This is a genomic window from Promicromonospora sukumoe (genome assembly GCF_014137995.1).
GTDB lineage: Bacteria > Actinomycetota > Actinomycetes > Actinomycetales > Cellulomonadaceae > Promicromonospora > Promicromonospora sukumoe.
Genome location: NZ_JACGWV010000001.1, coordinates 1,231,400 through 1,253,274, shown reverse-complemented (window position 1 = coordinate 1,253,274; position 21,875 = coordinate 1,231,400). Strand labels below are relative to the sequence as shown.

The 21,875-nt window shown below is 69.5% G+C and carries 13 protein-coding genes and 3 rRNA genes; 1 reads left to right on the top strand and 15 read right to left on the bottom strand.

All coding sequences use genetic code 11. From position 1 onward, the window contains the following. Positions 1-40: 40 nt before the first annotated feature. The 7 genes from steA to FHX71_RS05440 all read right to left on the bottom strand — a co-directional run bounded on the left by steA (position 41) and on the right by FHX71_RS05440 (position 7,496). Positions 41-1,264 (bottom strand): putative cytokinetic ring protein SteA, encoded by a 1,224-nt coding sequence (steA, locus tag FHX71_RS05470; RefSeq protein ID WP_246402238.1) that lies wholly within the window; start codon positions 1,262-1,264, stop codon positions 41-43. Between the two features lie 5 nt (positions 1,265-1,269). Beyond that, complete coding sequence (recN, locus tag FHX71_RS05465; protein WP_182614772.1) at positions 1,270-3,024, bottom strand: DNA repair protein RecN; 1,755 nt, start codon at positions 3,022-3,024, stop codon at positions 1,270-1,272. Positions 3,025-3,032: 8 nt separating this feature from the next. Next, positions 3,033-3,980 (bottom strand): NAD kinase, encoded by a 948-nt coding sequence (locus FHX71_RS05460; RefSeq protein ID WP_182614771.1) that lies wholly within the window; start codon positions 3,978-3,980, stop codon positions 3,033-3,035. Continuing rightward, on the bottom strand, positions 3,977-4,951 hold the full coding sequence (locus FHX71_RS05455) for a TlyA family RNA methyltransferase (RefSeq protein ID WP_312876934.1): 975 nt from the start codon (positions 4,949-4,951) through the stop codon (positions 3,977-3,979). Before FHX71_RS05455 ends, FHX71_RS05460 begins: the two co-directional genes overlap by 4 nt. 17 nt (positions 4,952-4,968) lie before the next feature. Continuing rightward, positions 4,969-5,145 carry a hypothetical protein gene (locus FHX71_RS05450; RefSeq protein WP_182614770.1) on the bottom strand — a complete coding sequence of 59 codons (177 nt, stop codon included), beginning with the start codon at positions 5,143-5,145 and terminating at the stop codon, positions 4,969-4,971. A 198-nt stretch (positions 5,146-5,343) separates the two neighbouring features. Then, positions 5,344-6,351: an HAD-IIA family hydrolase gene (locus FHX71_RS05445; protein WP_182614769.1), complete on the bottom strand. Its 1,008-nt coding sequence runs from the start codon at positions 6,349-6,351 to the stop codon at positions 5,344-5,346. Next, positions 6,348-7,496 carry a Replicase polyprotein 1ab gene (locus tag FHX71_RS05440; protein WP_182614768.1) on the bottom strand — a complete coding sequence of 383 codons (1,149 nt, stop codon included), beginning with the start codon at positions 7,494-7,496 and terminating at the stop codon, positions 6,348-6,350. The genes FHX71_RS05445 and FHX71_RS05440 overlap by 4 nt, the downstream gene beginning before the upstream one ends. A 3-nt stretch (positions 7,497-7,499) precedes the next feature. Between FHX71_RS05440 and FHX71_RS05435 the strand changes: the two genes are divergently transcribed. Next, entirely contained in the window at positions 7,500-9,068 is a 1,569-nt protein-coding gene (locus FHX71_RS05435) for a hypothetical protein (RefSeq protein WP_182614767.1), read from the top strand. Positions 9,069-9,191: 123 nt separating this feature from the next. On the opposite strand, the gene FHX71_RS05430 is transcribed toward FHX71_RS05435, so the two are convergent. The 8 genes from FHX71_RS05430 to FHX71_RS05395 form a co-directional block, all read right to left on the bottom strand. Next, on the bottom strand, positions 9,192-10,559 hold the full coding sequence (locus FHX71_RS05430; protein WP_182614766.1) for a heterodisulfide reductase-related iron-sulfur binding cluster: 1,368 nt from the start codon (positions 10,557-10,559) through the stop codon (positions 9,192-9,194). Continuing rightward, complete coding sequence (locus FHX71_RS05425; protein ID WP_182614765.1) at positions 10,559-11,917, bottom strand: FAD-binding oxidoreductase; 1,359 nt, start codon at positions 11,915-11,917, stop codon at positions 10,559-10,561. The genes FHX71_RS05430 and FHX71_RS05425 overlap by 1 nt, the downstream gene beginning before the upstream one ends. Further along, a complete protein-coding gene (locus FHX71_RS05420; protein ID WP_312876933.1) occupies positions 11,917-13,389 on the bottom strand; it encodes an FAD-linked oxidase C-terminal domain-containing protein in 1,473 nt (490 codons plus the stop codon). The genes FHX71_RS05425 and FHX71_RS05420 overlap by 1 nt, the downstream gene beginning before the upstream one ends. Positions 13,390-13,491: 102 nt before the next feature. Next, positions 13,492-15,123, bottom strand: a complete 1,632-nt coding sequence (gene aceB / locus FHX71_RS05415) for a malate synthase A (RefSeq protein WP_220489511.1) — start codon at positions 15,121-15,123, stop codon at positions 13,492-13,494. A gap of 86 nt (positions 15,124-15,209) precedes the next feature. Further along, positions 15,210-15,956 carry an IclR family transcriptional regulator gene (locus FHX71_RS05410; RefSeq protein ID WP_182614763.1) on the bottom strand — a complete coding sequence of 249 codons (747 nt, stop codon included), beginning with the start codon at positions 15,954-15,956 and terminating at the stop codon, positions 15,210-15,212. A 149-nt stretch (positions 15,957-16,105) separates the two neighbouring features. Beyond that, a 5S ribosomal RNA gene (rrf, locus tag FHX71_RS05405) occupies positions 16,106-16,222 on the bottom strand. A gap of 147 nt (positions 16,223-16,369) precedes the next feature. After that, a 23S ribosomal RNA gene (locus FHX71_RS05400) occupies positions 16,370-19,499 on the bottom strand. A 549-nt stretch (positions 19,500-20,048) separates the two neighbouring features. Continuing rightward, positions 20,049-21,571, bottom strand: a 16S ribosomal RNA gene (locus tag FHX71_RS05395). The 16S, 23S and 5S rRNA genes sit together here, the layout of an rRNA operon. Positions 21,572-21,875: the final 304 nt, after the last annotated feature.

Here is a 21,875-nt window from a genome sequence, read left to right as displayed (position 1 = left end):
AGGTCGGGGCGGCATACGTGCGAGGAGGCATCCTCGCAGGTCAGCCGCCGAAGAGGTTACCGATCCAGGACACGACGTCGTCGAAGCGTGCCCCCATCAGTCCGAAGAAGGTCTGGCCGGCCGAGGTCGAGGCGAGCGCGGCGAGCACCGCCGCGAGACCCGCGCCCGACAGCAGCGTGAGCTGGGTGTTCGAGATCCGTGTGCGGTACAGCCGGGACACGCCCTTGGCGTCGACCAGCTTGCCACCGACCCGGAGCCGGGTGAGGAAGGTGGAGGCCATGCCCGAGCGCCCCTTGTCGAGGAACTCCACGAGCGTGGCGTGGGTGCCGACGGCGACGATGAGCTCGGCGCCCTTGTCGTCGGCCAGCAGCATGGTGATGTCCTCGCTGGTGCCCGTCGCGGGGAAGACGACCGGCTCCACGCCGAGCGACTTCACGCGCTCCAGCCCGGGCGCCTTGCCGTCGCGGTAGGCGTGCACCACGATCTCCGCGCCGCAGGCCAGCGCCCGGTCGGACACGGAGTCCATGTCGCCCACGATCATGTCGGGCTGCCAGCCCGCGTCGATGATCGCGTCGGCGCCGCCGTCCACGCCGATCAGCACGGGCCGGTTCTCCCGGATGTAGGACCGCAGCTGCGCCAGGTCCTCCCGGTAGTGGTAGCCGCGCACCACGATCAGCACGTGCCGGCCGTCGATGTGGGTACGGATGTCGGGCACGCCGACGCCGTCGAGCAGGAGGTCCCGCTCGCGGCGCAGGTACGTCATCGTGTTCTCGGCGAACCGCTCGATCTCGGCCGACAGGCCCTCGCGGGCGGCGGCCATGTTCGCGGCCACGGTGCGCGGCGTCTGGTGCGTGCCGGTCGCCACGACCTCGCCGTCGACGACGACCTCGCCGCCCACGATCTCGATCTGGGCGTGCTCGTCGATCGCCATGACGGACGGGCCCAGGTCGTCGACGAGGACGATCCCGGCCTCGACCAGGATGTCGGGCCCCGTGTTGGGGTACCGGCCGGACGTGGACGGTGCGGCGTTCAGGACCGCGACGGGCGCGGCGGAGACCAGGGCGTCGGCGGCGACGCGGTCGATGTCGACGTGGTCGATCACGGCGATGTCGCCCTGCTTGAGCCGCGACGTGAGCTCCTTGGTGCGCGCTCCGATCCGGGCGGGTCCGTGGGCAACGGCCTGCGGCAGCACCGGGGCCTGGTCGGCGGCACTCTTGGCTGCGCTCTTGTCGGCGCGCTTCTCGGGTCGGGAGATCAGCTTCATCCGTTCTATCGTCCCACGACCGAGGACTCCAGGAGCTCCAGGGCGTGGGTACGCGCCGTCTCCGAGTCGTCCTGGCCGGACAGCATGCGCGCCAGCTCGCGGACGCGTGCGTCCGCGGTGACCTCGCGCACGCCCGTGACCGTGATCATCCCGTCGTCGCCGTCGCTCGCGCCGGCGTCGCCGTCGGAGCTCTTGGTGACCACGAGGTGGGCGTCGGCGAACGCGGCGACCTGGGCCAGGTGGGTCACGACGACCACCTGGGTGGTGCGCCCGAGCTGCGCCAGACGGCGGCCGACCTCGACCGCTGCCCGGCCGCCGACCCCGGCGTCGACCTCGTCGAACACGAAGGTGCTGCGCGGGGTCTCGGCCGTCCGCGCGGCGGCCGCGCCGCCCGACGTCGCCAGGGCGACCTCGAGGGCCAGCATCACGCGCGAGAGCTCACCGCCGGACGCGCCCTTGCCGAGCGGCCGCTCCGGGGCACCGGGGTGCGGCACCAGCAGGAACGTGACCTGGTCGGCACCGAACGGGCCCGGCTGGTCCAGCCGGTCCACCGTGACCACCAGGTGCGCGCCGCCCATCGCGAGCCCGTGCAGCTCGTTCGTCACGGCCGTGGCCAGGTCGGACGCGCCGCGCGAGCGCTCGGCCGTGAGGATCTCCGCGAGCCGGTTCAGCTCGCCGTCCAGCTCCTCGACGCGGGCCCGCATCGAGGTGAGGCGGTCGCCGCCGTCGTCCAGGTCGAGCAGGCGCAGGCCCGCGTCGCTGGCCCACTGCAGCACCGCGTCGATGCTCTCGCCGTACGACCGGGTCAGCGCGTTCAGCTCCGCCATGCGGTTGTGCGCGGTCTCCAGCCCGGCGGGGTCCGCCTGCAGGTCGTCCACGTAGGCGGCGACGTCGGTCGCCACGTCCGACAGGAGGTAGCCCACCTCGGCGAACCGGGTGGCCAGGGCACCGAGCGCGGCGTCGGAGTGCGCGGCGGCGTCCAGCGCGCGGCGCGCCCGCTCCACCAGGGCGATCGCGTTCTCCCGGGCGCCGTCGGCGTCCTCGCCCGCGACGGCCTCGTGCGCCTCCGTGGCCGCGGTGCGCAGGGCCTCCGCGTTGGACAGCCGCTCGATCAGCGCCTGCAGCTCGACGTCCTCGCCCGTCTGCGGGTCGACCCGCTCGATCTCCTCCAGGCCGATCCGCAGCAGCTCGACCTCGCGGGCCCGCTCGGCGCCGCGCGCCTCCAGGTCAGTGATCTCGGCCAGCAGGCCGCCGCGCTCGGTCCACGCGGCGCGGTACGCGGCCAGCACGCGCTGGTGGGCGGGGCCCACGAACGTGTCCAGGGCGTCGCGCTGCTTGCCGGAGGTGCGCAGGCGGAGCTGGTCGGCCTGGCCGTGCACCGTGAACAGGTCCTCGGCGATCTCCGCCAGCACGCCCTGCGGCACGGCACGGCCGCCCAGGTGGGCGCGCGAGCGGCCGTCGGCGATGGTGCGCAGGATCACGACGGTGCCGTCGTCCTCCACCTCGCCGCCCGCCTCGTCGACGCGGCCCAGCACGGCGTCGCGCCCGGAGACGCGCACGCGCCCCTCGACCGCCGCCGACGACGCGCCAGGGCGCACCGACTGCGGGTCCGCCTTGGCGCCCATGAGCAGGTTCAGCCCCGTGAGCACCATCGTCTTGCCCGCGCCCGTCTCACCCGTGATGACGGTCAGGCCGTCCGACAGGGGTACCCGGGCCGAGCGGATGACGCCCAGGTTCTCGATAGCGATCTCCTCGAGCACCTGACTCCTTAATGTTCTGGTGTGGTGTCGGCTGGGTCAGAAGGTACATCTTGCGCCTCGACGTGCCCCGACCCGACACGGTCCCGCCAGCCCGACACGGGAAGGTTGAACTTGGACACGAGGCGGTCCGCGAACGGTGCGTTGGACAGCCGTGCGAGCCGCACCGTACCCCCCTGGCGCACGACGACGCGAGACCCGCGGGGCAGCCGGATCTCCCGGCGCCCGTCACAGGTGAGCACGCCCTCGACCGTCGACTGGGGCAGCACGTCGACCGTGTACCTCGACTTCGGGCCGATGACCAGCGGCCGCGCGAACAGCGCGTGCGCGGACAGCGGCACCATCAGCACGGCGTCGACGTCGGGCCAGATCACCGGCCCGCCGCCCGAGAACGCGTGCGCCGTCGAGCCCGTCGCCGTGGACATCACCACGCCGTCGCAGCCGAACGACAGCAGCGGCCGGCCGTCCACCCCGATCGCGACCTCGAGCATGCGGTCGCGCGACGCCTTCTCGACGGTCGCCTCGTTCAGCGCCCAGCCCACGACCGGCTCCGCGGTGCCCGGCAGGTGCACCGTCACCTCGACCGTGGCGCGCTCCTCCACGTCGTAGTCGCGGGCAACGAGCCGCTGGACGGCGGCGCGCAGGTCCTCCCGCTCCGACTCCGCGAGGAAGCCCACGTGGCCCAGGTTCACGCCGAGCAGCGGCACCTCGGTGCCACGGGTCAGCTCCGCCGCGCGCAGGATCGTGCCGTCGCCGCCGAGCACCATCACGGCCTCGGCGTTGTGCACGCCCTCCGCGACACGCTTGGCGGCCATGTGGTCGCCGAACTCCTCCGCGAGGGCGTCGTCGTGCAGGGTGTACTCGAAGCCCGCGGCCTTCAGCTCGCGCAGCGCCTCGGCGAGCGCGGCGACCGCCCGGGGGCGGCCGCCATGGGTCACGATGAGGACGCGCCGGGTCACGGTCGGGGCTCCTTCTGCTCGTCGGTCTGCTGGTCCTGTTCCTGCTGGTCCTGCTGGTCGTGCTGTTCCTGCTCGTCCGGCTGCCGCCCGTGCACGACGACGGCCGGCGGCTCCGGCGGGTGGCCGGCCCGTGCGGCGGGCTCGCCCAGCACCGGGTCCCAGGCCACCGCCGTCTCGACGGCGGCCGCCAGGGCCAGGTCGTCGTCGGGCGTGGTCGTGTCCGGGGCCAGCCACACGAAGAACTCGCGGTTCCCGCTCGGCCCGGGCAGCGGGCTCGGCACGACCGCCCGCGCCACCAGGCCGAGGCGTTCGGCCGTGCTCAGCACCGTGGTGACCGCCTCCGCGTGCAGGGACCGGTCGCGCACCACGCCGCCGCTGCCCAGGCGCTCGCGCCCGACCTCGAACTGCGGCTTGACCATGAGCAGCGCCTGCGAGCCCGGGCCGAGCACGCCCGCGACGGCAGGCAGCACCACGGTCAGGGAGATGAAGGAGAGGTCGGCCACCACGAGGTCCGGCGTGCGGGCGAGGTCGCCCGGCACCAGGTCGCGGACGTTGAGGCCCTCGACCACCGTCACCCGGTCGTCGTCGCGCAGCGCCTGAACGATCTGGTCGTGCCCCACGTCGATCGCGACCACGTGCTCGGCGCCGCGGCGCAGCAGCACGTCCGTGAATCCGCCGGTCGAGGCGCCGAGGTCGGCGCAGAACGCGCCCTCGACCACCGGCGCGCCGGGCACACGAGCGAGCGCGTCGAGGGCGCCGGCCAGCTTGAGGGCGGCGCGCGACGCGAACTCGTGCTCCAGGTCGGGCCCGGGCGCGACCGTCACCTTGTCGCCGTCGGACACCGACGTCGACGGCTTGGCCACCACCTTGCCCGCGACCGTGATGCGCCCGGCCGCGACGAGGTCCGCGGCATGGCGCCGCGAACGGGCCAGCCCACGCCGGACCAGCTCCGCGTCCACACGCGCGCTCACAGTCGTCGTCGCCACCGTCAGGCGTCGCCGCTCAGGTGCGCCCGCAACGCGTCGTGAACCGCCTCGAACCGGGCGACGTGCTCGGCCGGGGGCAGGTCGTCGAGCCCGTCGAGCGCGTCGAGCGCATGCCGGACGCCCGCCTCGGGGTCGGCCGGGGCCGCCGCGGGTTCCTCGATCTCGTAGAACTCGTCCATCGTGCGTCAACGCTCCACTGTTGCTCGTCCGGCATGCTGCACAACACGGTACCCGCCGCCCCCGACAGAACCCGGGAGAATTCCGTGAGGTTCTCTGCGGGAGTAGCGCGGCGGAAGTGCGCTTCTACCCCGTCATTGCGCCCGGAAACTGCGTGTTTTCGGGCCCGATGACTGGGTAGAAGCGCACCTTCCGAGAGATCAGAGCGAGAAGTCCGGGACCGTCGTCTCGTCGAGCTTCTCGCCCGCGTCGACGGCAGCCCACGACGCCGCGCAGGCCGCGCGGACCAGGTCGATGCCCGCGCCGTCGACCCGCAGCTCGCCGTCGGCCACCTGCGCCGCCGCGCCGCCGGACACGTACCACCCGTCCGCGAGCACCGGCACCCGGTGCGGCTCCAGCAGTGCCCGCAGGTCAGCGCCCACGAACGACGGGCGCTCCCCCGGCACGGCCAGCACCGCGTCGCGCGCCGTCGAGACACCCGTCAGCACGTGCAGCCCCGGGTACCCGCCGCCGCGCGCGCCCGCGAGATCTGTGTCGAGCCGGTCCCCGATCACGAGCGGCCGGCTCGCGCGGGCCCGCTCGACCGCGAGCCGGTACATCGTGGGGGACGGCTTGCCGGCGCTGTCGGGGGTGACCCCCGTCGCCGACACCACCGCGCCCACCAGGGCGCCATTCCCGGGCGCGAAGCCGCGCGCCGTCGGCAGCGACAGGTCCAGGTTGCTCGCGACGTGCCAGGCGCCCCGGCCCACCGCGTAGGCGGCCTCGGCGAGCTGCGCCCAGCCCAGCTCGGGCGAGTAGCCCTGGGCGACGGCGTCCGGCTCGTCGTCCGCCGACTCCACCACCGTGAAGCCGGCCGACCGCACGGCCGTGACCAGGCCCTTCCCGCCGACGACGAGCACCTTCGCGCCCGCGTCCAGCCGGGTCGTGAGCAGCGCCGCACACGCCTGCGCGGCGGTCATCACCTCGTCCGGGTCGGTCGGGATGTCGAGGCCCGTGAGCTGGCCCGCGACCTCCTCCGGCTCCCGCGACGCGTTGTTCGTCACGAACAGCAGGCGCATCCCGCCCGACCGCGCCGCGGCGAGGCTCGCTGAGGCGTGCTCGATCGGCAGGTGCCCCTTGTACGCGACACCGTCCAGGTCGACGAGGGCGAGGTCGTAGGCCGCGGCCAGCGGGACGTCGCTGGAGAGCAGTCCGGCGCGCGCCGTCACGCCTTCTCCTGCCCGACGTCGGACCGGTCGCCCTCGGCGGCAGCGTCACCCTCGGTGGTGGTGGGCTGGGCGGGAGCCGGCTCGGCGTCGGCCGGTTCGGCCTGCTCGGCGTCGGCCGGGGCGTCGTCGGAGGCCTGGTCCGACTGCAGGTCGGAAGCCTCGTCGGACTCGGCGGCGGTGGGCTCGTCGACGGCGTCCGCCTCGGGCTCGTCCGCCTCGGTGTCGGCCTTGACGTCGTCGGAGTCGGCTTCGCCAGGCTCGTCGGAGTCGGGCTCGTCCGCGGCGTCCTCGTCCTCGGGCTCGTCCGGCGAGTCCGCGGAGTCTGCCGAGTCGCCGGAGTCCGCCGAATCGGCCGAGTCCCCGGAATCAGCCGAGTCAGCGGAATCGCCGGAGTCAGCGGAATCGCCCGACTCGGCAGACCCTGCCGAGTCCTCCTCGTCCTCGTCGTTCTCGTCCTCGTCCTCGTCCTCGTCGTCCGAGTCCTTGTCGTCGTCCTCGTCGTCGTCCGAGTCCTCGGGCTCGTCGTCCTCCGCGAACTCCTCGGGGTGCTCGGCGGCGTACTCCTGCTCGGCGAGCGCCGCGTCCTCCTCGACGTCGAACACGGTGATGTCCTCGCCGGGAGTCTGGGCGCCGATGGCGCGCTCGAGGGCCGCGCTGTCGACCGTCGCCAGGAGCGCGGTGGCCTCGTCGGCCCGGCCTGCGGCCTCGAGCGCCACGGCGCGGGCCTGCACCACGCGCAGCCCGAGGTCGCCCTGGGCGTCCTCGGCCGAGACCTTGTCCAGCACGGCCAGGGCGGCGTCGTGCTCGCCCAGGTCCGAGCGGGCGCCGCTCGCCACGATCGCGAGCTCGATGCGGCCTGTCGCGTCGAGGGTCGCGGCCTCCTCCGAGGCCGCGAGCGCCAGCGCGCGCTCCGGGCGGCCGAGGCCGCGCTCGGCGTCGGCCATGATCGGCAGGTGCTCCGACGAGCCGTTCAGCCGGCGGACCGTGCGCAGCTCGCGCAGCGCCTCGGCGTACCGGTTGGTGTGGTAGGCCGCGATGCCGGCGGCCTCGCGCACGATGTCGATGCGACCGGCGCCGCGCACCGCGGCCTGGGTGTGCTCGTAGGCACGCTCCGGGTCGACGTCGAGCAGCCGGCCCGCCATCACCAGGTGCAGCCCGACGTACTCGGCGTGGTCCTTGCTCAGGCCGCGCAGGCGCGAGCGGACGTCGCGGTCGAGCTGGCTGAACGAGGCGTCCTCGGCGATCTCCGGCTCGGGGGCGCGGGGAGCGCGCTCCTCACGCTCCTCGTGGTTCTCCGGGCGGGTCCGGTCGTCGCGGTCGCCGAACGAACGGCGCTGACGGTCGCCACCGCGGTCGTCGTTGCGCGGGCGGCTGCCGCCGCGGTCGTCGCGACGGGGACGGTCGCCGCCCCGGTCGTCACGACGCGGACGGTCACCACCACGGTCGTCGAAGGACCGGCGGGGCCGGTCGCCGTCGTTCCCCTGGAACGAGCGGGCGCCGCCGGCCTGCGCACCGCGGCTGTCGCGGGCGCCACGGTCGTCCCGGTCACCGTACGAGCGGCGCGGACGGTCGTCGCCGCCCCGCTGGAACGGACGGTCGCCACCGCGGTCGTCACGACGGGGACGGTCACCACCACGGTCGTTGAACGAACGCTGCGGGCGGTCGTCGCGTCCGCGGCCGTCGCGGGCACCCCGGTCGTCGCGGTCGTTGAACGAGCGCTGGGGACGGTCGTCCCGGTCACCGTACGAACGGCGCGGACGGTCGTCGCCACCACGCTGGTACGGACGGTCACCACCACGGTCGTCACGACGCGGACGGTCACCACCACGGTCGTCGAAGGACCGACGAGGACGCTCGCCCCCGTCGTTGAACGAACGCTGCGGACGGTCGTCCCGGTCACCGTACGAACGGCGCGGACGGTCGTCGCCGCCACGCTGGAAGGGACGGTCGCCACCACGGTCGTCACGACGCGGACGGTCGCCGCCGCGATCGTCGAACGAACGACGGGGACGGTCGTCACGGTCGTTGAACGAACGTTGCGGACGGTCGTCACGGTCGCCGAAGGACCGGCGGGGCCGGTCGTCGCCCTGACGCGCGGGGCGGTTGTCGCCCCGGTCGTCGAAGTTCCGGCGCGGCCGGTCGCCGCCGCGGTCGTTGAACGAGCGCTGCGGACGGTCGTCGCGGTCACCGAAGGACCGACGCGGGCCGTCGTCGCGGCGCGCGGGACGGTCGCCCCCGCGGTTGTCGCGGTCCTCGTACGGCCGGCGCGGACGGTCGCCGTCGCCACCACGGTACGGACGGGCACCGCGGTCGTCACGGGCGCCACGGTTGTCCCGCTCGCCGTACGGACGGCGGGGACGGTCGTCGCCGCCGCGCTGCTGGTACGGCCGGTCGCCGCCGCGGTCGTCGCGGCGCGGGCGGTCGGCCCCGCGGTCGTCGGAGGAGCGGCGCGGACGGTCGTCGTCGCGCCGAGGAGCGTTGCCACCACGGGGGCCGTCATTCCGGCGGCCCCGGTCACCACCGCGCTCTCCGCCCCGGTCGTCGCGACGCGGCCCGTAGCCCTCGCTGCGATTGCCGCCCTTGCGCTCGCCGCGGCGGTCGCCCTCGCGGTCGTTCCCCTGGTCACGGGGCGTTTCGTTCACGGTGTTCCCTTCGATGACAGATGCCCGAACATTCTCCCACGGGAGTGCCCGTCCCCCGGGGTCGAGACGATGTGACATGCACGTCCACGGGCTCCCTCACCGGACTTCCTACGGGCACATCGAGTTCGGTCCGTTGCCCCGAGATCGGTCCATCATCGGACCGGTCTCGACGCAACCGACCGAACTCAGTGCCGGCCCCTAGCCCAGCAGCTCCTGGGGCCCGACGCCGCGCAGCGACGCGTCGAGCACCAGCACCATGTGCGCCGTCGGCATGGCCCGTCCCTGCCGGGTCAGCGCGTCCGTGATCTGCAGCAGGCAGCCCGGGTTGGACGTGACCAGCAGCTCGGCGCCGGTCGCCGCCACGTGCGCGGCCTTGCGGTCCCCCAGCTCGCGTGCCGGCTCCGGGTTGGTCAGGTTGTAGATGCCGGCCGACCCGCAGCACATGTCTCCCTCGGCAATCTCCTTGACCACGAGCCCCGGGATCGTCGCGAGCACCGCGCGTGGCTGGGCCTTCACGCCCTGTGCGTGCCGCAGGTGACAGGCGTCGTGGTAGGCCACGGTCAGCGGCAGCGGGTGCCGCGGCGCGACGGGTTCCAGCTCCGCCAGCACCTCGGCGACGTCCCGGGTGCGGCGCGCGAAGGAGGCGGCCCGCTCCCCGTACGCGGCGTCGTCGGCGAGCAGGTCCGCATAGTCCTTCATCGTGGACCCGCACCCGGCCGAGTTCGCGACGATCCGCTCGACGCCGGCGTCCTCGAAGGCGTCGATCAGCGCCCGCGCGTAGTCCAGCCCCTCGGCCTCGCGCCCCGCGTGCACGGACAGCGCGCCGCAGCAGCCCTGGTCCGGCGGCACGACGACGTCGCACCCCTCCGCCGCGAGCACCCGCGCGGTCGCGGCGTTGACGCCCGGGTAGAACTCCCGCTGCACGCAGCCCAGCAGCAGCCCCACCGTCATCCGCCGCTCCCCGACGGCGGGCAGGCGCGCCGGCACCGGGACGCGTGGCCCCACCGGCGGCGCGACCGCCTCCATCGTCGCCAGCGTGGGCGAGATCCGCCCGAGCACCGGCCGCACCAGCCGCGACAGACCCGAGCGCTGGTATGCCGCGAGCAGCGGGAGCACCCGCCGCAGCCGCTCCGGACGCGGGAACAGCGCGAAGATCGCCGACCGCAGCAGCCGCTGCCCACGCGTCCGGTGCTCGGCGCCGCGCCGCTCGACCTGCTGCCGCGTCGCCTCGACGAGCTTGTCGTACTGCACCCCCGACGGGCACGCCGTCACGCACGCCATGCAGCCGAGGCACGCGTCGACGTGCTGCACGAGCGCCGCCGACATCGGCTCGCCCTCCAGGCCCTGCTTCATGAGGTGGATCCGGCCGCGCGGGGAGTCCATCTCCTCGCCCCACAGCGAGTACGTGGGGCAGGCGGGCAGGCAGAACCCGCAGTGCACGCAGTCGTCCACCAGCGCGCGGGCCGGCGGATGGTGCCCGTCGAAGGCGCCTTGCCCGTCAGACCCGGTCCCGTCACTCCCCGGACCGTCGAACGATCCCAGCAGGTCCGGCTTCGCCTCGGTCATCAGATGCCTCCCACGAATCGGCCGGGTGCCAGGTTCCGCCCGGGGTCGAGCTGCCGCTTGATCGCCCGCATCAGGTCGAGCCCGCCCACGGGACCCCACGCGTCGATCGCGGTCCGCACCTCGCGCGACGCGCGCAGCACCGTCACGGTCCCCTCCCGCGGGCTGGGTGCGGCCGCCCGCAGGTGCCCGACGGCGAGCGCGGTCGCCTCGGGCGTCCCCGTCACCGCGGCGTGCAGCACCCCGGCGGCGGTCCCGCGCAGCGCGATCCCGACGTCGTACCGCTGCTCGGCGTCGCGCGCGGCCGTGAGAAGTGCGGCCACCCCGGTGAGCGTGGCGGTCGCCTTGGCAAGCGTCACCCCACGGGTTTCGACAGGCTCAACCCGCGGGACCCCGCCCGTCGAGCCACCGCTGGTCAAGCTTGTCGAGACCCCGGTTTCGACAGGCTCAACCCGCGAAGAGCCGCCCACCGAGACCCCCGGAAGTTCCGCCCACCACCCAGGCGGCCCGTCCTGAACCCGCCCGCCCACCAACCCGGCCACGGCACCGGCCCGCTGCCCGACCGCGTCCCCCGTACCCTCCAGCAGCACCGCCACCTCGGCGACGTCGCTCCCCGCGGGCCGGTCGATCTCGACGGCGGCGGGCGCGAGCTGCGAGGCGACGACGTCCCGGGCCCGCGCGGCGACGTCGGCCAAGGGGCCGGAACCGACGACGAAGGCCCGGTCCGGCCGCACCGGGTGCAGCCGGAAGGCGGCCCGGACCACGATGCCGAGCGTGCCGTAGGCGCCGGTCAGCAGCTTGGCGAGGTCGTACCCGGCGACGTTCTTGACCACCTTGCCGCCCGACGACGCCCGCGTGCCGTCGGCGAGCACCACCGTCGCGCCGAGCACGAGGTCCCGGACCCCGCCGCGCTGCAGGCGCCGCGGGCCGGACGCGCCGGTCGACAGCAGGCCGCCGACCGTGGACCCGCCCACCAGGCGTCCGGGCGGCAGGTCCACCACGAGCTCCTGCGCCGCGCCGCGCACCGTCTCCAGCAGCGACGAGACGGGCAGCCCGGCCTCGGCCACGACCACGAGGTCGCCCGCGCCGTGCTCCACGAGCCGGTCCAGGCCCGTCGTGTCCAGGATCAGGTCGGCGCGCTCGGGCGGGGCGCCCCAGTCGAGCGCCGTCCCGGCGCCCCGCGCCACGGTGGCCATCCCCTGCGCGGTCGCCTCGCGCAGCACGGCCGCCACCCCCTCCGCCGACGCCGGCCGCGCCACCGCCGTGGCCGGCACCCCGTCGACGACGTCGTCGGGCCCGGCCTCCCGCACCTCGCCGCCGTGCTGCCGCAGCGCGTCGGCGAGCCGCCCCAGGTCCGCCATCAGAAGACCTCCGCCACACCGGACTCCGTCAGGGGGTGCGCGCCCTGGTGCCGCCCGGGCCGCTCCCCGCAGAGCCGCGGCGTGGGGAACACCTTGCCGGGGTTGGAGATACCGTCCGGGTCGAAGGCACAGCGCACCGCCTGCATCGTGTCGAGGTCGTCGGCGGTGAACATGCGTGGCATGTGCTTGGCCTTGTCGGCGCCCACGCCGTGCTCGCCCGTGATGGACCCGCCGTGCTCCAGGCACAGGTCGAGGATGCCGCCGGCCACCGCCTCCGCGCGGTCGACGGCGCCCTCGACCGCGCCGTCGAACAGGACCAGCGGATGCAGGTTGCCGTCGCCCGCGTGGAACACGTTCGCCACCCGCACGCCCGCGCTCTCGCCCAGCTCGGCGATCTGCCGCAGCACGAGCGGCAGTGCCGTCCGCGGGATCACGCCGTCCTGCACGATGTAGTCCGGGCTGATCCGGCCGACCGCCGCGAACGCGGACTTGCGGCCCTTCCAGATCAGGGCGCGCTCGTCGTCGTCCGCCGCGACCCGCACCTCGAACGCGCCCGCGGCCTCGCACAGCCGGACGACGTCGTCGAACTCCCCCGCGACGTCCGCCGCCGGGCCGTCCAGCTCGACCACGAGCACCGCGCCCGCGCCGGCCGGGTAGCCGCAGTGCACGGCGGCCTCCGCGGCCTCGATCGCGAGGGCGTCCATCATCTCGATCGCCGCGGGGACCACGCCGGCCGCGATGATCGCGGAGGTGGCGGCCCCGGCGTCGTCCATGGTGCGGAAGGCCGCGAGCAGGGTGCGGACCTCCTGCGGCAGCCGGGTCAGGCGCACCGTGGCCGCGGTGACGATGCCGAGCGTGCCCTCGCTGCCGACGAGCGCGCCGAGCAGGTCGTACCCGGGCGGGTCCGGCGCCTTGCCGCCGATCTCGACCAGCTCGCCGCCCGGGGTCACCAGGTCCACGCCGGTGACGTGGTTGGTGGTGAAGCCGTACTTGAGGCAGTGCGCGCCGCCCGAGTTCTCGGCGACGTTGCCGCCGATCGAGCACACCGACTGGCTGGACGGGTCGGGCGCGAAGTAGTAGCCGTCGGGGCTGGTCGCGGCGGTGAGGTGCAGGTTGATCACCCCCGGCTCGACGACGGCCCGCTGGTTGGCGACGTCGGCCTCCCGGATCGCGCGCATCTGCGACATGACCACGAGCACGCCCTCGGCGTGCGGCAGCGCACCGCCCGACAGCCCGGTGCCCGACCCGCGGGCGACGAAGGGCACGCCGTGCCGCGCACAGGCCCGCACCGCGGCCGCGATGTCGTCCGCGTCCCGCGCCAGGACCACGACCCCGGGGATCACGCGGTACGCCGCGAGCCCGTCGCACTCATAGGTCCGCCGCCGCTGACGGTCGGTGATCACCCGCTCCACCCCGAGCGCGCCCACCAGCTCGGCAACGACGCCGGACAATCCTGACTCGCTGACACCCACGGCAACCTCCTCGTTGCACGGTTTTCGCCCCGCGTTGAGTGCTGGATATTCGCCCTGCAAATCCGATTTGCAGGGCGAATATCCAGCACTCAACGAGGAAGGTCAGGGCATGCGGGCGTAGGCCGGGAGGGTGAGGAAGTCGGCGTAGTCGTCGGCGACCGCCACCTCCAGGAACGTCTGCTTCGCCTCCGCGTAGTCTGCCGGGTCGCCCGGCAGCTTGGCGATCTCCTCCTCGACGATCCGGTCGATCAGCTCGCGCGTGACCTGGTGCCCGGTGTCGGCGAGCGTGACGTCGTTGTGGAGCCACTGCCACACCTGGGACCGGGAGATCTCCGCGGTCGCGGCGTCCTCCATGAGGTTGAAGATCGCGACGGCACCCAGCCCGCCGAGCCAGGCCTTGAGGTACTGGATGCCCACCGAGATGTTGTTGCGCAGCCCCGCCTCGGTCACGTCCCCGGGTGTGGACGCGACGTCGAGCAGCTGCGCCGCCGTGACCTGCACCTCCTCGCGGGTGCGGTCGATCTGGTTCGGCCGGTCGCCCAGCACCGACGTGAAGACCTCCGTGCAGAGGTCGACCATGCCCGGGTGGGCCACCCACGACCCGTCGAAGCCGTCGTTCGCCTCGCGGGTCTTGTCGTCGCGGACCTTGGCGAACGCCGCCGCGTTGGCCTCCTCGTCGCGGCTCGGGATGAAGGCGGCCATGCCGCCGATCGCGTGCGCGCCCCGGGTGTGGCACGTCTTGACCAGCAGCTCCGTGTAGGCGCGCATGAACGGCACGGTCATCGTGACGGCGTTGCGGTCCGGCAGCATGAAGTCGGTTCCGCGGGTCCGGAACGACTTGATGACGGAGAACATGAAGTCCCAGCGCCCGGCGTTCAGCCCCGCGCTGTGCTCGCGCAGCTCGTAGAGGATCTCCTCCATCTCGAACGCCGCGGGGTAGGTCTCGATGAGCACGGTGGCGCGGATGGTGCCCCGCGGGATGCCGAGGAAGTCCTGGGCCAGCACGAACGCGTCGTTCCAGAGCCGCGCCTCCAGGTGCGACTCCATCTTGGGCAGGTAGAAGTACGGGCCCTGCCCCTTCTCGATCTGCCGCAGCCCGGCGGTGGCCAGGTAGAGCGCGAAGTCCACCAGGCTGCCCGACGCCGGACGCCCGTCCACCAGCAGGTGCTTCTCCGGTAGGTGCCAGCCGCGGGGACGCACGATGATCGTCGCCAGCTCCGCGTCCGGCTTGAGGGCGTAGTGCTTGCCGTTCTCGCCGGTGAAGTCGATGTTCCGGTTGATCGCGTCGAGCAGGTTGAGCTGCCCGCCCACGACGGCGCTCCACTGCGGCGTGTTCGCGTCCTCGTGGTCCGCGAGCCACGCCTTCGCCCCGGAGTTCAGGGCGTTGATCGTCATCTTGCGGTCCGTCGGGCCGGTGATCTCGCAGCGCCGCTCCTCGATGCCGGGCGCCGGCGGGGCGACGCGCCACGTCGGGTCCTCGCGGATGTGCCGCGTCTCGGGCAGGAAGTCCAGGGTGCCGCCGGCAGCCAGGTCCTCGACCCGCCGTCGCCGCGCCTCCAGCAGCTCGAGCCGACGGTCGTCCAGCTCGCGGTGCAGGGCCACGATCAGGCCGAGCGCCTGCGGGGTGAGCACCTCCTCCGCGCGGGGTGCGATGTCGCCGGTGATCGTCAGGCCGTCCGGAGTGTCCACGTCGATGTCCTTTGGTCGATCGGGCTGAGCTCCCGCTGATTCCATCGCTAATTCCACGATGCGGAAACCAAATACTTCCTAGCGAAAACACTAGGTGCCCGACGACGCCCGGTCAACGCTTCCGCGGTCGGTCAGCTCCCGGAGAGCTCCGCAGCGACCTCCCGCGCGGCCTCGTGCAGCAGCGGCACCGCACGCTCGCCGAACTCGAACGACACCCGGGCGGCCGGCCCGGACACGGACAGCGCCGTGGGCACGGGCACCCCCGGCACGACGACGGCGAAGCACCGCACACCGACCTCCTGCTCCCCGTCGTCCACGGCGTACCCGCGCTCCCGGATCTCGCCGACGGCGGCGAGCAGCGCCGTGACGTCGGTGATCGTCCGGTCGGTGGCGGCCTCGAGCCCGGCTCGGGCGGCGATGTCCCGGACCGCGGCGTCGGGCAGCTCGCCCAGCAGCGCCTTGCCGACACCCGTGCTGTGCAGGTGCACGCGCCGGCCCACCTCGGTGAACATCCGCATCGAGTGCGACGACGCCGACTGGGCCACGTAGACGGCCATCTCGCCGTCGAGCATCGCCAGGTTCGCGGTCTCCCCGAGCTCTCGTGCGATACGCGCCAGGTGCCGCCGGGCGCCTGAGCCGAGCTGACGGCCGGCGGCGTCGCCGAGTCCCATCACGCGGGCGCCGAGTGCATATCGGCGCGAGGGCAGCCGGCGGGCGTAGCCGCGGGCGACCAGAGTGCGCATCAGACGATGAATGGTCGCCAGGGGCAGTCCGGACTGCTCGGAGAGTTCGCTCAGGCCTGCGTCGCCGCCGTGCTCGGCCAACATCTCGAGCAGGTCGAGCGCCCGCTCGACCGACTGCACACCAGGTTCTGCCACGTCGCCCTCCCCATCGGAACGTCAGACCTGTCGGCTGACGGAACCAGCATTCCACAAGGCGGAAGAGGGGCGCCGTTCTTGGGCATGCAGAAGGGGGTGGGAGCTGGGTCGCTGTTGCGACCTGCTCCCACCCCCTGCTGGGAATGGTTGTCCGGCGGCGTCCTACTCTCCCACCCCGTCACCAGGGCAGTACCATCGGCGCTGTAGGGCTAAGCTTCCGGGTTCGGAATGGGACCGGGCGTTTCCCCCACGCTATGACCACCGTAACTCTATCGAGAACCAGGCAACCCCCGCGTCCAACACTCTGCCGGCGATGAAGCCAGTGGTGTTGGTAGGGGTTGGTGCCCGTGACTCGGGAACCGCATAGTGGACGCGACACGCAATGAACTTAATTTTTAGCTCGTGTGAGTGTGGTGATGAAGTTATCGGCAGGTTAGTACCGGTCAGCTCCACAGGTCTTCAGTCCCTGCTTCCACATCCGGCCTATCAACCCAGTGGTCTGCTGGGTGCCTCTCACACACAAGGTGTATGGAAACCTCATCTCGAAGCAGGCTTCCCGCTTAGATGCTTTCAGCGGTTATCCCTTCCGAACGTAGCCAACCAGCCATGCTCCTGGCGGAACAACTGGCACACCAGAGGTTCGTCCGTCCCGGTCCTCTCGTACTAGGGACAGCCCTTCTCAAGTTTCCTGCGCGCGCAGCGGATAGGGACCGAACTGTCTCACGACGTTCTAAACCCAGCTCGCGTACCGCTTTAATGGGCGAACAGCCCAACCCTTGGGACCTACTCCAGCCCCAGGATGCGACGAGCCGACATCGAGGTGCCAAACCATGCCGTCGATATGGACTCTTGGGCAAGATCAGCCTGTTATCCCCGGGGTACCTTTTATCCGTTGAGCGACGGCGCTTCCACAAGCCACCGCCGGATCACTAGTTCCGACTTTCGTCCCTGCTCGACCTGTCGGTCTCACAGTCAAGCTCCCTTGTGCACTTGCACTCGACACCTGATTACCAACCAGGCTGAGGGAACCTTTGAGCGCCTCCGTTACATTTTAGGAGGCAACCGCCCCAGTTAAACTACCCACCAGGCACTGTCCCTGATCCGGATTACGGACCGAGGTTAGACATCCGAAGCGATCAGAGTGGTATTTCAACAATGACTCCACCCGACCTGGCGGCCGAGCTTCACAGTCTCCCACCTATCCTACACAAACCGCACCGAACACCAATACCAAGCTATAGTAAAGGTCCCGGGGTCTTTCCGTCCTGCTGCGCGTAACGAGCATCTTTACTCGTAGTGCAATTTCGCCGAGTTCGCGGTTGAGACAGCGGAGAAGTCGTTACGCCATTCGTGCAGGTCGGAACTTACCCGACAAGGAATTTCGCTACCTTAGGATGGTTATAGTTACCACCGCCGTTTACTGGGGCTTAAATTCTGGGCTTCGCCGAAGCTAACCCGTCCTCTTAACCTTCCAGCACCGGGCAGGCGTCAGTCCGTATACATCGTCTTGCGACTTCGCACGGACCTGTGTTTTTAGTAAACAGTCGCTTCTCCCTGGTCTCTGCGGCCCTCCCCGCGTCCCCCAGCAAGTGGGTTAACGGTTCAGGCCCCCCTTCTCCCGAAGTTACGGGGGCATTTTGCCGAGTTCCTTAACCACGATTCTCTCGATCGCCTTAGTATTCTCTACCTGACCACCTGAGTCGGTTTAGGGTACGGGCGGCTAGTCCCTCGCGTCGAGGCTTTTCTAGGCAGCATAGGATCACCAGATTCCCGCATACACGGTCACTATCAGCTCTCACCCTCATATGACACCCGGATTTGCCTAGGTGTCGGGCTACAACCTTGGACGTGGACAACCATCGCCACGCCTGGCTACCTTCCTGCGTCACCCCTGTTAACACGCTTACCTACTACCGGATCAGGTCCCACGCCTCCCCCACGATGCCCTCCGAAGAGGACGGTGTGGGCTCGGGATGGTTAGTATCACCGGGCTCGGTATGGGCGGTACTTCGCCGGTAGGAGAATATCAACTCCTTGTCCATCGACTACGCCTGTCGGCCTCGCCTTAGGTCCCGACTTACCCAGGGCGGATGAACCTGGCCCTGGAACCCTTGGTCATTCGGCGGACGGGATTCACACCCGTCATTCGCTACTCATGCCTGCATTCTCACTCGTGTAGGCTCCACCGCTAGGTCACCCTGCGACTTCACTGCCCACACGACGCTCCCCTACCCACCCACACACCTGAACACACACCACAAGGGCGCATGCTGGGCTTGCGATCAAACGCAATGTGAGTGCCACGGCTTCGGCGGTGTGCTTGAGCCCCGCTACATTGTCGGCGCGGAATCACTTGACCAGTGAGCTATTACGCACTCTTTCAAGGGTGGCTGCTTCTAAGCCAACCTCCTGGTTGTCTGTGCAACTCCACATCCTTTCCCACTGAGCACACGCTTAGGGGCCTTAGCCGGTGATCTGGGCTGTTTCCCTCTCGACCACGGAGCTTATCCCCCGCAGTCTCACTGCCGCGCTTGCACTTACCGGCATTCGGAGTTTGGCTGACGTCAGTAACCTGGTGAGGCCCATTAGCCATCCAGTAGCTCTACCTCCGGCAAGAAACACGCGACGCTGCACCTAAATGCATTTCGGGGAGAACCAGCTATCACGAAGTTTGATTGGCCTTTCACCCCTAACCACAGGTCATCCCCCAGGTTTTCAACCCTGGTGGGTTCGGTCCTCCACGCCGTCTTACCGGCGCTTCAACCTGCCCATGGCTAGATCACTTCGCTTCGGGTCTAGACCCGGCGACTATGGACGCCCTATTCGGACTCGCTTTCGCTACGGATACCCCACACGGGTTAACCTCGCCACCGAGCACTAACTCGCAGGCTCATTCTTCAAAAGGCACGCCGTCACCCCTACCAAGGAGGCTCCGACGGATTGTAGGCACACGGTTTCAGGTACTATTTCACTCCCCTCCCGGGGTACTTTTCACCTTTCCCTCACGGTACTTGTCCGCTATCGGTCACTAGGTAGTATTTAGGCTTAGCAAGTGGTCTTGCCAGATTCACACGAGATTTCACGGGCCCCGTGCTACTTGGGATCCCCTCCACCAGGCCGCACCATTTCGTCTACGGGACTCCCACCCACTACGGTCCGGTATTCAACCCGGTTCGACTATGACACGACTTTCTTACTGGCCGGAAAACTGTCAGATTCTCCCGGAAGGTCCCACAACCCCGCACACGCAACGCCTGACAGCTTGACACGCATACGGTTTGGCCTCATCCGCTTTCGCTCGCCACTACTCACGGAATATCTCTTCCTGTCGGTACTGAGATGTTTCACTTCCCGACGTTCCCTCCACACGCCCTATACATTCAGGCGCGGGTAACCGAACATGACTTCGGCTGGGTTCCCCCATTCGGAGACCCTCGGATCACAGCTCGTCTGCCAACTCCCCGAGGATTATCGCAGGCTACAACGTCCTTCTTCGGCTCCTAGTGCCAAGGCATCCACCAATGTGCCCTTAAAAACTTCAGCAAACCTACAATCACAGAAACCAAGACCACATGCTCACACGACCACCAACCAGACGAAGTAAACCCCGCCGATCAGTTACGTCACGGAGCAGTCTTGGAAAAATTCAAAGATGCTCGCGTCCACTATGCAGTTCTCAAGCAACGGACGAACCCACCAGAGCAATCCGCAACCACCAACACCGGCTAGCCGGCTGGTCTGGTATGCCACTCAGTGACCCGTGTCCTCCAGAAACACTCAACCCACACTCACATCCCACCCGCCCGCTCCGAAGAGCAAGACCAGCAGTACGTGAGGCGGCCGGTTGCCTCAGGACCCAACAGTGTGCTTGGCAAGCCAACCCGTGCGACGACCACCACGTTCCTTCCCACCCCAAGGGGTCGGCGTACTAGCAGCAGTCACCACCAGGTGACTCTTCGTCAATGTTCCACCCATGAGCAACCACCCCAGACGCGTACGGCCTGGGCATGGCCTCTGCCACCAGCACCACCACCCACAAGGGGCGGCAAGGCGTCCCCGGTGTCCGGGGCCTGGTGGAGATGAGCTCCTTAGAAAGGAGGTGATCCAGCCGCACCTTCCGGTACGGCTACCTTGTTACGACTTAGTCCCAATCGCCAGTCCCACCTTCGACCACTCCCTCCCACAAGGGGTTGGGCCGTGAGCTTCGGGTGTTACCAACTTTCGTGACTTGACGGGCGGTGTGTACAAGGCCCGGGAACGTATTCACCGCAGCGTTGCTGATCTGCGATTACTAGCGACTCCGACTTCACGGGGTCGAGTTGCAGACCCCGATCCGAACTGAGACCGGCTTTTTGGGATTCGCTCCACCTCACGGTATCGCAGCCCTCTGTACCGGCCATTGTAGCATGCGTGAAGCCCAAGACATAAGGGGCATGATGATTTGACGTCATCCCCACCTTCCTCCGAGTTGACCCCGGCAGTCTCCCATGAGTCCCCGGCATAACCCGCTGGCAACATAGGATAAGGGTTGCGCTCGTTGCGGGACTTAACCCAACATCTCACGACACGAGCTGACGACAACCATGCACCACCTGTGTACGAGTGTCCAAAGAGAACCCCATCTCTGGGGCTTTCTCGTACATGTCAAGCCTTGGTAAGGTTCTTCGCGTTGCATCGAATTAATCCGCATGCTCCGCCGCTTGTGCGGGCCCCCGTCAATTCCTTTGAGTTTTAGCCTTGCGGCCGTACTCCCCAGGCGGGGCACTTAATGCGTTAGCTGCGGCACAGAACGAGTGGAACCCGCCCCACACCTAGTGCCCAACGTTTACGGCATGGACTACCAGGGTATCTAATCCTGTTCGCTCCCCATGCTTTCGCTCCTCAGCGTCAGTAACTGCCCAGAGACCTGCCTTCGCCATCGGTGTTCCTCCTGATATCTGCGCATTCCACCGCTACACCAGGAATTCCAGTCTCCCCTACAGCACTCTAGTCTGCCCGTACCCGATGCAAGCCCATGGTTGAGCCATGGGATTTCACACCAGACGCGACAGACCGCCTACGAGCTCTTTACGCCCAATAATTCCGGACAACGCTTGCGCCCTACGTATTACCGCGGCTGCTGGCACGTAGTTAGCCGGCGCTTCTTCTGCAGGTACCGTCACTCTCGCTTCTTCCCTGCTGAAAGAGGTTTACAACCCGAAGGCCGTCATCCCTCACGTGGCGTCGCTGCATCAGGCTTTCGCCCATTGTGCAATATTCCCCACTGCTGCCTCCCGTAGGAGTCTGGGCCGTGTCTCAGTCCCAGTGTGGCCGGTCGCCCTCTCAGGCCGGCTACCCGTCGACGCCTTGGTAGGCCATTACCCCACCAACAAGCTGATAGGCCGCGAGCCCATCCCCCACCGAAAAACTTTCCAACACCCACCATGCGGTAAGTGCTCGTATCCGGTATTAGACCTCGTTTCCAAGGCTTATCCCGAAGTGGAGGGCAGGTTGCTCACGTGTTACTCACCCGTTCGCCACTGATCCACCCAGCAAGCTGGGCTTCACCGTTCGACTTGCATGTGTTAAGCACGCCACCAGCGTTCGTCCTGAGCCAGGATCAAACTCTCCGTAAAAGAGAAACATCCACACCCACCAGGTGGGTGCGAACAATGATACTGGCCAGACCAAAACCAAACTGGTTTCAATCCGATCCAAAAAACGACCCCCACCATCCCCGCCCATCACCGAATGGTGATGCGACCTGAAACGCTGAGAGTCAAATGATTGGCATTGACTATCAAGCACACTGTTGAGTTCTCAAACAACCGACGCACACCGTCAGAGTCACGATTCCTACTGTTTCGCTTCCCTGTCCGGGGCAGTGACTTAAACTTACCAGGCCCTTTCGGACTTTTCCAAATCCCCGCCGGCCGCAGT